13 protein-coding genes are annotated in these 13,919 nt (G+C 61.3%); 9 read left to right on the top strand and 4 right to left on the bottom strand.

Features of this window, described 5'->3' with window-relative positions; genetic code table 11:
• The first annotated feature begins 83 nt into the window (after positions 1-83).
• Both AB8B33_RS03365 and AB8B33_RS03360 read left to right on the top strand, forming a co-directional pair.
• The gene (locus AB8B33_RS03365) at positions 84-767 is read left to right on the top strand and encodes a glutathione binding-like protein (RefSeq protein WP_439014356.1); all 684 of its coding nucleotides are present in this window, start codon (positions 84-86) and stop codon (positions 765-767) included.
• 153 nt (positions 768-920) lie between these two features.
• Positions 921-1,886 (top strand): NADP-dependent oxidoreductase, encoded by a 966-nt coding sequence (locus AB8B33_RS03360; RefSeq protein ID WP_439014355.1) that lies wholly within the window; start codon positions 921-923, stop codon positions 1,884-1,886.
• Between the two features lie 50 nt (positions 1,887-1,936).
• Here the strand turns inward: AB8B33_RS03360 and AB8B33_RS03355 are convergent, their stop codons facing one another.
• The gene (locus AB8B33_RS03355) at positions 1,937-2,839 is read right to left on the bottom strand and encodes a LysR family transcriptional regulator (RefSeq protein WP_439014354.1); all 903 of its coding nucleotides are present in this window, start codon (positions 2,837-2,839) and stop codon (positions 1,937-1,939) included.
• Positions 2,840-2,976: 137 nt separating this feature from the next.
• On the opposite strand from AB8B33_RS03355, the gene AB8B33_RS03350 reads away from it, so the two are divergent.
• From AB8B33_RS03350 to AB8B33_RS03340, 3 genes are all read left to right on the top strand, one after another.
• A complete protein-coding gene (locus tag AB8B33_RS03350; protein ID WP_439014353.1) occupies positions 2,977-4,194 on the top strand; it encodes an HlyD family secretion protein in 1,218 nt (405 codons plus the stop codon).
• A gap of 77 nt (positions 4,195-4,271) precedes the next feature.
• Positions 4,272-5,894, top strand: coding sequence for an MDR family MFS transporter (locus tag AB8B33_RS03345; RefSeq protein ID WP_439014352.1), 1,623 nt, complete (start codon positions 4,272-4,274; stop codon positions 5,892-5,894).
• A gap of 47 nt (positions 5,895-5,941) precedes the next feature.
• Complete coding sequence (locus AB8B33_RS03340) at positions 5,942-7,123, top strand: adenylate/guanylate cyclase domain-containing protein (RefSeq protein WP_439017180.1); 1,182 nt, start codon at positions 5,942-5,944, stop codon at positions 7,121-7,123.
• A gap of 12 nt (positions 7,124-7,135) precedes the next feature.
• Here AB8B33_RS03340 and AB8B33_RS03335 read toward each other — a convergent pair whose 3' ends face one another.
• Complete coding sequence (locus AB8B33_RS03335; protein WP_439014351.1) at positions 7,136-8,023, bottom strand: branched-chain amino acid aminotransferase; 888 nt, start codon at positions 8,021-8,023, stop codon at positions 7,136-7,138.
• A gap of 250 nt (positions 8,024-8,273) precedes the next feature.
• On the opposite strand from AB8B33_RS03335, the gene AB8B33_RS03330 reads away from it, so the two are divergent.
• Both AB8B33_RS03330 and AB8B33_RS03325 read left to right on the top strand, forming a co-directional pair.
• Positions 8,274-9,314, top strand: a complete 1,041-nt coding sequence (locus AB8B33_RS03330; protein ID WP_439014350.1) for a zinc-dependent alcohol dehydrogenase family protein — start codon at positions 8,274-8,276, stop codon at positions 9,312-9,314.
• Between the two features lie 105 nt (positions 9,315-9,419).
• Positions 9,420-10,334, top strand: coding sequence for an adenylate/guanylate cyclase domain-containing protein (locus AB8B33_RS03325; RefSeq protein ID WP_439014349.1), 915 nt, complete (start codon positions 9,420-9,422; stop codon positions 10,332-10,334).
• A gap of 3 nt (positions 10,335-10,337) precedes the next feature.
• On the opposite strand, the gene tetR is transcribed toward AB8B33_RS03325, so the two are convergent.
• Positions 10,338-10,973: a tetracycline resistance transcriptional repressor TetR gene (tetR, locus tag AB8B33_RS03320; RefSeq protein ID WP_439014348.1), complete on the bottom strand. Its 636-nt coding sequence runs from the start codon at positions 10,971-10,973 to the stop codon at positions 10,338-10,340.
• Between the two features lie 53 nt (positions 10,974-11,026).
• Here tetR and tet point away from each other — a divergent pair, with 53 nt between their 5' ends.
• Positions 11,027-12,205, top strand: a complete 1,179-nt coding sequence (gene tet, locus AB8B33_RS03315) for a Tet(A)/Tet(B)/Tet(C) family tetracycline efflux MFS transporter (RefSeq protein ID WP_439014347.1) — start codon at positions 11,027-11,029, stop codon at positions 12,203-12,205.
• Between the two features lie 55 nt (positions 12,206-12,260).
• On the opposite strand, the gene AB8B33_RS03310 is transcribed toward tet, so the two are convergent.
• On the bottom strand, positions 12,261-13,079 hold the full coding sequence (locus tag AB8B33_RS03310) for a sugar phosphate isomerase/epimerase family protein (protein ID WP_439014346.1): 819 nt from the start codon (positions 13,077-13,079) through the stop codon (positions 12,261-12,263).
• Positions 13,080-13,363: 284 nt separating this feature from the next.
• On the opposite strand from AB8B33_RS03310, the gene AB8B33_RS03305 reads away from it, so the two are divergent.
• On the top strand, positions 13,364-13,828 hold the full coding sequence (locus AB8B33_RS03305; protein ID WP_439014345.1) for a cupin domain-containing protein: 465 nt from the start codon (positions 13,364-13,366) through the stop codon (positions 13,826-13,828).
• Positions 13,829-13,919 lie beyond the last annotated feature (91 nt).

Genomic DNA, 13,919 nt, shown 5'->3' with positions numbered 1-13,919 from the left:
ACCACAGGAATTTTATGCGAAATAGTACAAATGTCCAACGAATTGATGCAGGCGGTTTCACGCTGCCGCAGAAGGAGGAACCTATGAAACTCTATATGCACGCGGCCGCCTGTTCGCTTTCGCCGCATATCGTCTGCCGGGAACTGGATATCGATATCGAGCTCATCACGGTCGATCGAAAGACGCATCGCACCAGCAACGGCGAGGACTATCTCGCCATCAACGGCAACGGCTATGTGCCGGCGCTGATGCTCGACGATGGCAAGGTGCTGATGGAGGGGCCGGCGATCGTGCAGCTTCTTGCCGATAGCGCGCCTGAGGGCAGAAGGATGCTGCCCGAGATCGGCGACTTTGGCCGCAATCAGGTGCAATCCCTGCTGAATTTCATCACGTCGGAACTGCACAAGCCGATGGCAATGCTCTTCAATGCCGATTACGCCACCGCACATGAGGCGATGCGCACGGTCGTGAACAAACGCCTCGACTGGATCAATGGACGCCTTGCCGGTCCCTATCTCACCGGCGAGAATTTCACGGTCGCGGATGCCTATCTCTTCGTCTGCCTCAACTGGTCGCCTTGGATCGAAATCGATCTCGATCGTTTTCCCGCCCTTCCTGCCTTCATGAAGCGTGTCGCAGCCCGCCCGGCCGTGCGGGCGGCGTTGAGCGAGGAAGGGCTGATGGCCTTCAATGCCCGCGGCAACTTCTTTGCGCCCATCGCCTATATCCAGTCTGCCGGATATGTCGGCTCGCCGGTCCGGCCGTGATAAAATGTCGGTCCGGCAGAACGCGCGGCCGGACCGGATTATCCTCTGATGCTTGATAATCGTTCCCGAACAGCAGGGATTATCGAAAGTCTTCGATGGCGGCATCTTCACTCCATCGAAACCGGAGAGCCGGTTCACACGAAGGAGCAGAAGATGACCACGATTACCGAGAGCGAGACAAAGACGACCATGAAAGCCTACAGGGTTCATGCATTCGGACCGCCGGAAGCCATCATTGCCGAGGATGTCGAGATCCCCGCGCCCGGCAAGGATGAGGTTCTGATCAAGGTGCATGCGGCCGGGGTCGGTCCCTGGGATGGCTGGATCCGTTCGGGCAACAGCGCCCTGCCCCAGCCGCTACCGCTGACGCTCGGCTCTGATCTCTCGGGCACGGTGGAAGCGGTCGGCGAAGGTGTCACCCATGTAGCCCGCGGCGATGCGGTCTACGGTGTCACCAATCCGCGCTTCATCGGCGCCTATGCCGAATATGCGATTGCCGCAGCCGGCATGATTGGCGTGAAGCCGGCAAGCATCGGCCATGTCGAAGCCGCCTCGATCCCCGTCATCGCGGTGACCGCAAAGCAGGCGCTGTTCGACCACGCTAGGCTGACGGCTGGACAGACGGTGCTCATTCATGGCGCGGCGGGCAATGTCGGCGCCTATGCGGTGCAGTTCGCCCACAAGGCCGGGCTGAAGGTGATCGCCACGGCAAGCGGAAGCGATATCGAGACCGTCAAGCGACTCGGCGCCGATGTCGCCGTCGACTTCCGCAGCCAGCGTTTCGAGGACTTTGCCCATGAGGTCGATGCCGTCATCGATCTTGCCGGCGGGGAGACGCAGACACGCTCCTTTGCTGTGCTGAAGCGCGGCGGCAAGCTTGTTTCCGCCGTTTCGCAGCCGGATCAGGACCTAGCTAAAACGCAGGGCATCGAAGCTTTCTTCTTCCTCGTCAATGTCACGACCAAGGAGCTCCGCGAAATCACCGCGATGGTCGATGCCGGTCAGCTCGAAACCAATGTCGGCGATATGCTGCCGCTCGATGCGGCGATCGCGGCGCATGAGATGCTGGAAGGCAAACGCCCGCATAGCAAGGGCAAGATCGTGCTGAAAGTCATCTGACAAGGACCGTAAGGGCGCCCGGTGAGATAAACAGTCCCGCCGGACGCTTTTCATGCCATCCATTTTCGGTGTTCGGCGAAACGGTCCACCAGCATGTCGAGGAACAGCCGCACCTTAGTCGGCAAGTGGCTGCGGTTCGGATAAACGGCGTTGATATGGATCTCGACGCCGCGATAATCCGGCATCATTCGCACCAGGCGGCCGGCCTCCAGATCCTCGAAGACGACGAAGCTTGGTGCGAGGAAGATGCCCTGCCCGTTCAGCACCAGATAACGCAGGGTCTCGGCGCTGTTGGAGATGATGCTGCCGCCCACCTTGACGCTTTCCGGCTGTCCCTCGGTACCCTCGAAACGCCATTCCTCGCCAAAGGGATAGTAGGCATACTGCAGGCAATTGTGCCCGGCGACCTCCGCCGGTGTCGTCGGCATGGCGTGGGTCTTCAGATAGTCCGGCGAGCAGACGAGGAAATGCCGCCAGGGCGTCAGCTTGCGCGCAACGAGGCTCGAATCCGGTGATGGCGTCGTGCGGATCACCAGATCATACCCGTCTTCGATCATATCCACCGATCGCTCGCCGATGTTGAAATCGATCTGAACCGCCGGATAGAGCGTCATGAACTCATTGATGACCGGCAGCAGGAAGCGGACGATGGCGCTGCTCGTATAGAATCTCAGCGTGCCGCGCGGCGTCGAACTCAAGGCCCCGGCAGCCCGGTCCGCCTCTTCCAGATCGGCCAGGATCTGCGACGAGCGCTCATAATAATATTTGCCGGTTTCGGTCAGGCTGACCTTGCGCGTGGTGCGGTTCAATAGCCGTACGCCGAGGCGATCTTCCAATGATTGCACATGGTTGCCCACCATGGTGACGGACATGTTGAGGCGCCGCGCGGCAGCGGAAAAACCGCCGCATTCCACCACCCGACCGAAGACTGTGAGGCTGGTCAGCCGATCCATATTATTCCTCGATTATCCGCTGAGAGTTGATGATCCTTCCCGAAAACAGCAGATTATCAGAAAGCATGTCCGGGTCCATCTTCCGCTCATCGAACAGGGCTTCGCACTGATGAAGCCGAGACGAATGGAGAAGGACAATGGTCGAACTGCCCCGCAACGAAGTTTTCAAGAACGTCCAGCAGGCCGGAACCGCCCCCACCGCAGAAGCTGCAGCACCGGCTGCAGAAGCGATGGCTGCAGCCGCCGCCGCGGTCGTAGAGACCCCTGGGAAGACCGGCCGCAAGCTCATCAAGCGCGCCGTCATCGCCGCAGCGCTGCTTGCTGGTGTCGCCTTCGCCGGCGATTTCGGCTACCGCTACTGGACAGTCGGCCGCTTCATCGAATCCACCGATGATGCCTATGTGAAGGCAGATTATACGACCGTTGCCCCGAAGGTCGCCGGCTATATCAGGCAGGTCCTCGTCAATGACAATGACACCGTCAAGGCCGGGCAGGTTCTCGCCCGCATCGACGACCGCGATTTCCAGGCCGCCCTCTCACAGGCCAAGGCCGATGTGAAGGCTGCTGAGGCCGCCGTCACCAATCTCGATGCGCAGATCTCGCTGCAGCAGTCGATCATTGCGCAGGCCCGCGCAACGCTCGATGCATCGCAGGCCTCGCTGACCTTCGCCCAGTCCGATGCCAACCGCGCCAGCCGGCTGATCACCAACGGCGCCGGCACGCAATCCCGTGCAGAACAGAGCCAGTCGCTGAAGGATCAGGCCGCCGCTGCTGTCGAGCGCGATAAGGCGGCACTCGTTGCCGCCGAGAACAAGGTGCCGGTGCTGCAGACGCAGCGCGAGCAACTGCTCGCCCAGCGCGACCGCGCTGCTGCCGCCGCCGGCCAGGCCGAACTGAACCTCTCCTATACGGATATAGTCGCTGCCGTTGACGGCACGGTCGGCGCCCGCTCGATCCGCGTCGGCCAGTATGTCACCTCAGGCACCCAGCTGATGGCGGTCGTGCCGCTGCATGCGGTCTATGTCGTCGCCAACTTCAAGGAAACGCAGCTGACCTTCGTTCGCCCCGGCCAGACGGTGGAGATCAAGGTCGACAGCTTCCCGGATGTTGCCATCAAGGGCCATGTCGATAGCGTCTCGCCGGCCAGCGGTCTCGAATTCTCGCTGTTGCCGCCCGACAATGCCACCGGCAACTTCACCAAGATCGTCCAACGCATCCCGGTCAAGATCGTCATCGATGACGAACGCCTTGCGGGCCTGCTGCGCTCGGGCATGTCTGTTATCCCCGATATCGATACCAAGGCCGCTCAGACCTCCGCGGCCGCGGAGGAAGGATTATCCACTCCTGCTGGATGATCCTTCCATCCCTTTCTCAATTATCACCCGAAAAGCGTCATGAGACAGTTTTCCGCAGAGCCGGAAGGAGATAAGTCATGGCTACGCTTCAGATCGCCGCAAACAGCAATTCGGTCGCGCGCCCCGCCGCAGCGACGGTCCCCGCTGTCAAACCCGCCATGAGCCCGCTTCGCATGTGGACCGCCGTCGTCGGCTCCACACTCGGCGCCTTCATGGCGATCCTCAACATCCAGATCGTCAATGCTTCGCTGGCCGACATTCAGGGCGCCATCGGCGCCGGCACCGACGATGGCGGCTGGATCTCGACCTCGTATCTCATCGCCGAGATCGTCGTCATTCCGCTCAGCGCATGGCTTGCCCGGGTCTTCTCTGTGCGCAACTACCTGCTGGTCAACGCAGTGCTCTTCCTGGTCTTCTCGGTCGCCTGCGCCTTTGCGGTCAACCTGCAGCAGATGATCATTCTGCGGGCCATCCAGGGCTTTTCCGGTGGCGTGCTGATCCCGATGGCCTTCACCATCATCATCACGCTTCTGCCCAAGCCCAAGCAGCCGATCGGTCTTGCGCTCTTTGCCCTTTCGGCCACCTTCGCGCCGGCGATCGGCCCGACCATCGGCGGCTATTTCACCGAAAACTGGGGCTGGGAATATATCTTCTATATCAACCTCGTGCCCGGCGCGCTGATGGTCGGCATGCTCTGGGCTTCGCTCGATCGTGCACCGATGAATCTCGGCCTGCTCGCCAAGGGCGACTGGCCCGGCATCATCACCATGGCGATCGGTCTTGCCGCACTTCAGACCGTGCTGGAAGAAGGCAATAAGGAAGACTGGTTCGGCTCGGATTTCATCGTCCGCCTCACGATCATTGCCGCCGTCTCGCTAACGCTCTTCCTCATCATCGAGCTGAAAGTCGCCCATCCGCTCTTGAACCTGCGCCTGTTTGCTCGCCGCAACTTCGGCTTCGGCATCCTTGCGAACTTCCTGCTGGGTATCGCGCTCTATGGCTCCGTCTTCGTACTGCCGATCTACCTAACCCGTATCCAGGGCTATAATTCCGAGCAGATCGGCTTGGTGCTTGCCTGGACCGGCATCCCGCAGCTTCTGCTGATCCCGCTGGTGCCGCGCCTGATGAAGCACTTCGATATCCGCCTGCTGATCGTCGTCGGCTTCGTTCTCTTCGCCGCCTCAAACTTCATGAACGTTCATATGACGGGCGACTATGCGAGCGATCAGCTCTTCTGGCCGAATGTCGTGCGTGCCGTCGGTCAGGCCCTCGTCTTCACGCCGCTGTCGGCGATCGCCACCGCAGGTATCGAGCCGGAGAATGCCGGTTCGGCTTCCGCCCTCTTCAACATGATGCGCAATCTCGGCGGCGCCGTCGGTATCGCCTCGCTGCAGACCTTCCTGTCGAAGCGCGAGCAGTTCCACTCGAATATCCTGACCAATTCGGTCTCCGTCTTCGAGGAAGCCACCCGCGATCGCGTCGCAAAGCTCACGGGCTATTTCATGAGCCACGGCGTCAGCGACCAGGCCATTGCCACGCACAAGGCGGTCGTCGCCATCGCACTGAAGCTGCGCAAGCAGGCCAATATCATGGCCTTCAGCGACACTTTCTTCCTGCTCGGCGTCGCCCTCGTCATCGCTCTGCTCGCCTCCCTGCTTCTGAAAAAAACCGGCCAGGTCTCCGGCGGCGGCGCTCACTGAGCGCACCGTCCCAGCGAAGGAGAACACTCGTGAATAACCTGCTCGACATCGACTACGCCGTTGAAACCAGGGCACCGGCCAATAGCCTCAACACGACTGCGGTGCTCGGCCTCATCGAATGGCTGACCGGCGACGAATGTCATGCTCTCGACGAGGTCGGCCTCGTCTCCGGCCTCGGGCGCCGCCTTCGGGCGCTCGGTGTTCCAGTCGATCGGCTGACGCTGCATCTGATGACGTTGCACCCGGAATATATCGGCCGCACCATCGCCTGGGCGCCGGGCGAACCGGTGGAAATCCATGACCGCGAGCATGGCACACGGCTCGCCATTGCCAATACGCCACTGCAAAAGGTTTTCGAAAGCCGTGAAATGCTCGTCGTCGGCCCTGGCCAGAGCCCGCATGGCCGCTGGCAGCATATCGACGTCTTCGCCGGGCGTGGCCTCGTGCAGCTGATGATCGCGCCGCTCTGCAATGCCGACGGTCCAGTCAGTGCCGCCATCTTCGGCACCAAACGGCCGGGCGGCTTCACCGCTTCGGAGATGCAGGTGATCGAACGTATCGTGCCGGCGCTGCGCAATACCAGCGAACTCCGCATTCTGCGCCAGGTCGAGCTCAGCCTGCTCGACACCTATATCGGGCCGCTGACGGCAAGCCGTATCCTTTCCGGCCGCATCCGCCAGGGCGAGATCGAATCCATGCAGGCAGCCCTGCTGCTCTGCGACCTGCGCGGCTTTACCGAACTCTCCAACCGCTTGCCGGGCGAAACCGTGCTCGGGTTGCTGAACGCTTATTTCGACCACGTCATTCCGGCGATCACGCGAGAAGGCGGCGAAGTGCTGAAGTTCATGGGCGATGCGGTGCTCGCCTTCTTCCCCGGCTATGATGCGACCCGAACCTGCAATGCAGCGCTTTCGGCTGCCCGGGCGATTCTCGAGGCGCTGGATGGTTTCAACTATGACGGGATCGGCGCGAAGGCCGGCATCGCGCTGCATCACGGCGAGGTCAGCTACGGCAATATCGGCTCCGGCCGGCGACTGGATTTCACGCTGATCGGCGGGGATGTGAATCTCGTCAGCCGCATTCAGGGCGTGTGCAGTGAGCTTGGGGAGGCCTTGCTGATGTCTCAGGACTTTTTCAATGAGGTGCGCCCTGAGGATGCCGTGTCAGTGGGAAGCCACAGATTAAAAGGCTTCACGGATGGCGTAGAGCTTTATGCGGTGAGACGCTAGGCAGCGGCCACACTACTCCTCATTCCCCCCGCGCCCATAAGCCCAGTTCATGTAGAGCTCCAGCGCCTTGCGGGTAATCGGACCTTCCTGGAAATTGCGGCCGTCGAGCCTGTTGACGCCGACGACCTTCGAATAGTTGCCCGACGTGAAAATCTCGTCGGCGCCCATGAAATCCTCGACAGAAAGTGTCGCCTCGCGCACGTCGAAGCCGGCCTTGCGCAGCAAGCCGATGACGCGCAGCCGCGTGATGCCGGCGAGGAAGGTACGGTTGGCAATCGGTGTGAAGACGACGCCGTCCTTGACCATGAAGACGTTCGAGGAAGCTGTTTCGACCACATTACCGTTCATATCGCGCATCAGCGCATTGTCGAAGCCGCGGCCTCTCGCTTCGGCAATCGCACGGCCGCTGTTCGGATAGAGCGCGCCTGCCTTGGCATCGGTCATTGCGGTTTCCGGCGTGGGGCGGCGGTAGGGCGAGACGGTCAGCGAAGAGCCGCCATGGCCGCCCATCGCGGCTTCGAACAGGCAGAGCGCGAAGCGGGTGGATTCGCCATCAACGGCCACGACACTGCCCGGCGAACCATGCTCGCCCCAATACATCGGCTTGATGTAGATCGGAGTCTTGCCGTCGAATTTCTTCACGCCTTCCCAGGCAAGCGCCTCGATCTCTTCAGCAGTCTTCACCGGCTTCAGGCCCATGGCGACAGCGGAACGGTTGATACGCTGGCAATGCAGGTCGAGATCGGGCGCGATGCCATCGAACCAGCGGGCGCCGTCAAAGACGGTGGAGCCCAGCCACATGGCATGGGAGGTCGGCCCGATCAGCGGCGGGTTGCCGGCAATCCACTCTCCGTCGACATAGGTCCAGGTGGTCGTGCGGGGTGACGTATCGACGGGCATTTGCGGCTCTCCTCATGAAGTCGGCAAAGCAAAATCCTCCCTGTCGGGGGCGGTCAAGCGCAAATTGACGGTTGAAACATCGAAGCAATAAAATGCCCGATAGTGCGCTAGGATTGAAATATTGATGCGTGTGCCATGGTTCTAAAACGATGGGTCCATAAAGGAAAATGATGGAAAGGCGACTGGATGAAAACCCTCGCCGCATGCCATCATGGATGAAGACACGCATATCCCGCCCAGGAGAAGACAGATGAAAGCCATGTATTACGAAGCTTTCGAACAGGCGCCTGATATCCGCACCGTGCCGGACCCGACGCCGACGGAAGACGGTGTGGTCATCAAAGTCGGCGCAACCGGGCTTTGCCGCAGCGACTGGCACGGCTGGATGGGCCATGATCCGGATATCCACCTGCCGCATGTGCCGGGCCACGAGCTTGCCGGCAAGATCGTCGCGACCGGCAGAGGTGTCGTGCGCTTCAAGGTCGGCGACCGTGTGACGGTGCCCTTCGTTTCCGGCTGCGGCCATTGCAGTGAATGCCATTCGGGCAACCAGCAGGTTTGCCCCAACCAGTTCCAGCCGGGCTTCACCCATTGGGGTTCCTTCGCGGAATATGTCGGCATCGACTATGCCGATACCAATCTGGTGCACCTGCCCGAGAGCGTTGATGATGCCACGGCAGCGAGCCTCGGCTGCCGCTTCGCCACCTCCTTCCGCGCGGTTGCCGATCAGGCGCGCACCGGCCCCGGCGAATGGATTGCCGTACATGGCTGCGGCGGCGTCGGGCTTTCGGCGATCATGATCGCGACTGCGCTGGGCGCGAATGCTATTGCCGTCGATATATCCGAGCAGAAGCTTGCCTTTGCACGCGAATGCGGGGCCGTCGCCACGATCAATGCCTCCACGGTCGCCGATGTGGCCGAAGCGGTGCGTGAAATCACCAAGGGTGGCGCGCATGTCTCCATCGACGCACTCGGCCACCCCGTCACCTGCTTCAACTCGATCAAGAACCTGCGCCGGCGCGGCCGGCATGTGCAGGTAGGGCTGATGCTCGGCGAGCATTCCACGCCGCAGATCCCGATGGCGCAGGTGATCGGCCATGAGCTGGAAATCTACGGCAGCCACGGCATGCAGGCTTGGCGCTACGATGCCATGCTTTCGATGCTCGCCGCCGGCAAGATCGCGCCGCAGAAACTGATCGGCCGGCGCATCAGCCTGGCAGAGGCAGTGCCGGCGCTGATGACGCTCGACAAGGCCGAAGGCACGGGCATCAGCGTTATTACGCAATTCTAGGAATGTGGGATGGTAGCCCGCGCTGGAGCGGACTACCGAAACAAGACTGCGATCCCACTTATAGAATAACGAAGCCAGTTCCGGCCGGCGGCGATGGGGGATTTCATGAGCGAGACACAACGCAAGCTGACGACGATCTTTGCAGCCGACGTGCAGGATTATACTCGCTTGATGGGCGCGGATGAGGAAGGCACGCTCGCCATGCTCAAGCATTATCGCGATGCCATGTCCCGCCTCATCGCCTCGCATGGCGGACGCGTAGTCAATACCTGGGGCGACGGATTGCTGGCCGATTTCCCGAGCGTTGTCGAAGCGGTGCGGGCGGCGATCGACGTGCAGAACGAGCTAGCAGGCAAGAATGCAGCGCGGCCCACGGATGGGCGCATGCTCTTCCGCATCGGCATCAATCTCGGCGATGTCATCGTCGAAGGCGAGGATATCTACGGCGATGGCGTCAATATCGCTGCCCGCCTGCAAGCGTCCGCGCCGGCCGGAGGGATCGTGATCTCGAACACGGTCTATGACCAGGTGCGAAACAAGGTGGCTGTCGGGTTCGACTTTCTGGGGGCATTGGAGATGAAGAACGTTGCCGATGCCGTGCCTAGCTATGCCGTGCGCATCGGCGATATCAGCGCGGAGCCGCGGAAGCCGGCAGCCGCTCCCGAACGGCCCGTCGAAATGCCAGCGCCAAGACCGGCCCCGGCGCTGCGCCCGCGCGGCAGGCTGCGCAAGCTCGGCGGCATTCTCGCTCTTATCGGCGCCGTGCTCGTCTTCATCAACATTGCCACTTGGGAAGGCGAGTTCTGGGCCGTCTGGCCGATGCTTGCCTTCGCCTTCGTGACGGCAATGATATGGGTGCGGAGGCAGGATCGGTTCGATCAGCGCGTCGCCGCGTTTGCCGTCATCGGGGTCGGCATCGTCGCCATCAACATGCTGACATGGCAGGGGACATTCTGGGCAATATGGCCGCTGCTGGGGCTTTCGGTCGCCGCCGGCATTCGCTGGGCGATGCGCGACTGAGACTTAGGCGTCCTGCGACAACCGAAGGGCGGCGCCGTCGATCATCATCCTGAGGCCGGCCTCGAAGAAAGCCTCGTGGCCGCGATTGCGATAATGCGTGATCGCCCGGCGCGTCAGCGGGAAATCGGCTGCGGCCGCATCGAGCTTTTCCTGTTCCGGCGGCGGTTCGGCCTGTTCCTCGATGACGCAGCCGACAGTGTAGCGGGCGATGGCGACGAGCAGTTCCATAGCGAATTCCGCTTCCATGCCCGCTTCGACGAGAACGGCGATATGGGCTTCGACATTGGGAAGATCCTGCGGACTGGTTTCCGTGCCGGCATGCACGCGGCCGCCATCGCGATAACTCAAGAGCGTGCGACGGAAATCACGGGCGTTTTCGAGCATGAAATCCCGCCAATTATCAGGCACGACCGGCCAGTCGTGGGTGTGGCCGCGCGCCATGATCTCCTCGGCCATGGCTTCTATAAGCGCCCGCTTGCTCTTGAAATGCCAATAAAGCGCAGGCTGGCGCACATTCAGCCGATCGGCCAACAGCCGCGTGGAAAGCGCGTCGATGCCTACCTCGTTCAAGAGCTTCAGCGCTTCGTTGACGATCTGCGCCCGGTCCACCTTCATCCTGTTTCCATTCGCTGTTGCCATTTCAATTTATCAGCGATAAGGAACTTATCAGTGATAAATTTTCAGATGATCCCATGAAAAAAGCACTTACCGTCATCTATGCCACCGTGATCCTCGATGCCGCCGGGATTGGGCTCACCCTGCCGATCTTTCCGCGGCTGCTTCAGGATGTCGGCCATACCGATAATCTCGGCTGGCGATTCGGTGCCTTCCTGGCACTCTATGCGTTGATGCAGTTCATCTTCTCGCCGGTGCTCGGTTCGTTGTCGGACCGCTTCGGCCGCAAGCCGGTGCTGATGCTGTCGCTTGCCGGCGCGGCGGTCGACTATGTTTTCATGGCTCTTGCCCCGTCGCTCTGGCTGCTCTTCATCGGTCGGGCGATCGCTGGTATCACCGGCGCCAGCAATGCAGTGGCCGCCGCCTGCGTGACCGACATTACCGAAGATGCCGAGCGCACGCGCCGCTTCGGCCAGCTCAGCGCCTGCTTCGGCATCGGCTTCATTGCCGGGCCGGCGATCGGCGGCGTGCTCGGCGAATTTTCCGTGCGGCTGCCCTTCATCGCCGCCGCCGTGCTCAATGCGGCTAACCTGCTGATGGCGCTGTTCCTGCTGCCTGAGACGCGCAAGACCGGCGCGGAGGCCGAGAGCCAAGAGTTTTCACCACTCGCGCATTTCCGCTGGCTACTAGGCTACCGTCTGCTTTTGCCGCTTGCGGGCGCCTATTTCGTCCTGGCACTCGTCGGCGAAGTCGGCGGCACGATCTGGGTTCTCTATGGGCAGGACAAGTTTTCCTGGTCGCCGATGATGGTCGGAATCTCGCTTGCGGCCTTCGGCTTCTTCCACGCCGTCGTGCAGGCCTTCATTGCCGGGCCGATCAGCGAGCGATGGGGCGAGCATCGGGCGCTGCTGATCGGCATCATTGCCGACAGCGCGGCCTATATCATCATCGCGCTTTTGACGGAGGGGTGGATGGCCTTCCTGCTGATGCCACTTTTCTGCCTCGGCGGCATCGGTGCGCCCGCCCTGCAGTCTCTGGTGACGGGGCGCGTCGATAACGATCATCAGGGGCGTGCACAGGGGATGCTCGCGAGCATGACGAGCCTTGCCTCGATCATCGGGCCGCTGGCGATCAGCACCATCTACTTCGCCTCGCGCGATGTCTTTCCGGGGCTTGTCTGGGTGCTTGGCGCGGCTTTCTATGTGCTCTGCCTGCCGCTTGCCTTCACGCGCCGGCCGAAGGATGCAACGGCCTGAAAGTTAAGGGCGGCGAGATGATCATCACGCCGCCTGTTCCGATTACTTGACGCTGTTATTGGGCAAGGCCGAGCGAAGCCAGGTATTCGGCCGAAGCGATGATCTTCGACTTGTCCTTGATCTCGATGATCAGGCGCGGATTGCTTTCGACCTTAGCAAGTGCTGCGAAAACCGCACGCCAGTTGACGGTGCCTTCACCAAGCGCCCAGTGGCGGTCGGCATAACCGTCGGCATCCTGCAGATGAATGTGGCCGAGGCGGTTGCCGGCGGCATGAACGTAATAATCGACCGGCGGAGCGCCGGTATAGCCGTGGGCGTAATGCGCGTGGCCGGTGTCGATGGAGACGGATACGGCCGGCGAGTTGAAGCTTTCAGCCAAGGCTACTCGGATATGCGGATCCTTGTCTTCAATGTTCTCGATAACGAGGGTGCAGCCGATTTCATCGGCGCGCTTCACCGCTTCGCGCATCGTCTGATGGCAGTATTCAACGATCTTTTCGCGTTCGCCCTCGTTGTTGTCGAGGTTGTTGTAGCTCCAGGTCGTGTAGGGGCTATGGATGACCATATGCGTGCCGCCGATCGCAGCGCAGACATCGAGGCCCTGCAGCATACGGCGGGAGACGACGGCGCGGATATCCGGATCCTGCGAGGCGATGATGAAGCCCCAGAACGGGCCATGGATGCCGACGCGGCCCTTGTAGCCGTCGAGCAGCTTCCTGGCGCGATCGGCACGCGGCGTCCAGTCACCGTTCAGCACCTCGGCGTTGACGAAGCTCTGCAGCTCGAGATCGCGGGACTTTTCGAAGAGCCAGTCACGATGGGTTTCGAGTTCGTCGATCGTCATGGCTGCGCCGACGACGGGAAGTGAAGACATGGGGTTGCTCCGCTGATGGTATGCCTGATTGGCGGGGAAGGATCGGCGCGTTCTATGCGCCTCTTCTGTGTCGCCGATATTACAGGCCGGTATCATGGAAACAGCGGCTGCCAACCTGTCGCACTTGCGAAGCGGAGAAGCCATACCAATATGATCGTCGTCGGTTTCAGGGCCCGAGAGCGCGCAAAAGCCATCTCCGCTCACCCTCCCCTGATTTTGTGGCGGTTGCCAAAACGGCCGCAAAGGTCTATCGGACCGCCCCGCAAGAGCAAGAAAGAGACATCATGTCCAACTCATTTGTGAAAACAGATGCCCGGACGGAGGCAAAAAGCTTCTTCGTGCTGGGCGACAAGGTCGAGCGACGGGCTCGCCTCACAGGCAACTGGCTCAACATCTTCGACGTGACCGTTGAGCCCGGCGGCAAGACGCCGCGCCACGCCCATGCAAGCCCGGAAGTCTTCCGGATCATCGAGGGCACGCTGACGATCTGGCGACTTACCGATACCGGGCCGGAAGAGATCGAGGCGAGCGAAGGCGACATCGTCACCATCGCGCCTTTCATGGTGCACGGCTATTCCAACAATGGAACCGTCCCCGCGGTCTTTTCTGCCATCGTCGATCGCGACATGGCCGAATTCATCGAGACCGAGGGTGTTACCGAACAGCCGCAAGGCAGCCCGTCACAGGAAACGGTGGCGCGTATGCGGGCAGCGGCAAATGCCCATGGAATCACGATCCTGGCGGCGTAAGCGCCGTCAGTTTCTTCTGATGCCACGCAACGGCTAGCGAAGAGATCGTCATTGCCCAGTGACTGAACGACGACGCCAACAAATGTTTCAT

The organism is Rhizobium sp. 768_B6_N1_8 (assembly GCF_051811225.1).
Classification (GTDB): Bacteria; Pseudomonadota; Alphaproteobacteria; order Rhizobiales; family Rhizobiaceae; genus Rhizobium.
The sequence above is the reverse complement of the archived record's forward strand: the minus strand, read 5'-3'. Positions and strand labels throughout refer to the sequence as shown.

Bases quoted from the DNA above. Each gene is read 5' to 3' on its own strand.
- AB8B33_RS03365 (WP_439014356.1), top strand. From the start codon at position 84: ATGAAACTCTATATGCACGCGGCCGCCTGTTCGCTTTCGCCGCATATC.
- AB8B33_RS03360 (WP_439014355.1), top strand. From the start codon at position 921: ATGACCACGATTACCGAGAGCGAGACAAAGACGACCATGAAAGCCTAC.
- AB8B33_RS03355 (WP_439014354.1), bottom strand. From the start codon at position 2,839: ATGGATCGGCTGACCAGCCTCACAGTCTTCGGTCGGGTGGTGGAATGC.
- AB8B33_RS03350 (WP_439014353.1), top strand. From the start codon at position 2,977: ATGGTCGAACTGCCCCGCAACGAAGTTTTCAAGAACGTCCAGCAGGCC.
- AB8B33_RS03345 (WP_439014352.1), top strand. From the start codon at position 4,272: ATGGCTACGCTTCAGATCGCCGCAAACAGCAATTCGGTCGCGCGCCCC.
- AB8B33_RS03335 (WP_439014351.1), bottom strand. From the start codon at position 8,023: ATGCCCGTCGATACGTCACCCCGCACGACCACCTGGACCTATGTCGAC.
- AB8B33_RS03330 (WP_439014350.1), top strand. From the start codon at position 8,274: ATGAAAGCCATGTATTACGAAGCTTTCGAACAGGCGCCTGATATCCGC.
- AB8B33_RS03325 (WP_439014349.1), top strand. From the start codon at position 9,420: ATGAGCGAGACACAACGCAAGCTGACGACGATCTTTGCAGCCGACGTG.
- tetR (WP_439014348.1), bottom strand. From the start codon at position 10,973: ATGGCAACAGCGAATGGAAACAGGATGAAGGTGGACCGGGCGCAGATC.
- tet (WP_439014347.1), top strand. From the start codon at position 11,027: ATGAAAAAAGCACTTACCGTCATCTATGCCACCGTGATCCTCGATGCC.
- AB8B33_RS03310 (WP_439014346.1), bottom strand. From the start codon at position 13,079: ATGTCTTCACTTCCCGTCGTCGGCGCAGCCATGACGATCGACGAACTC.
- AB8B33_RS03305 (WP_439014345.1), top strand. From the start codon at position 13,364: ATGTCCAACTCATTTGTGAAAACAGATGCCCGGACGGAGGCAAAAAGC.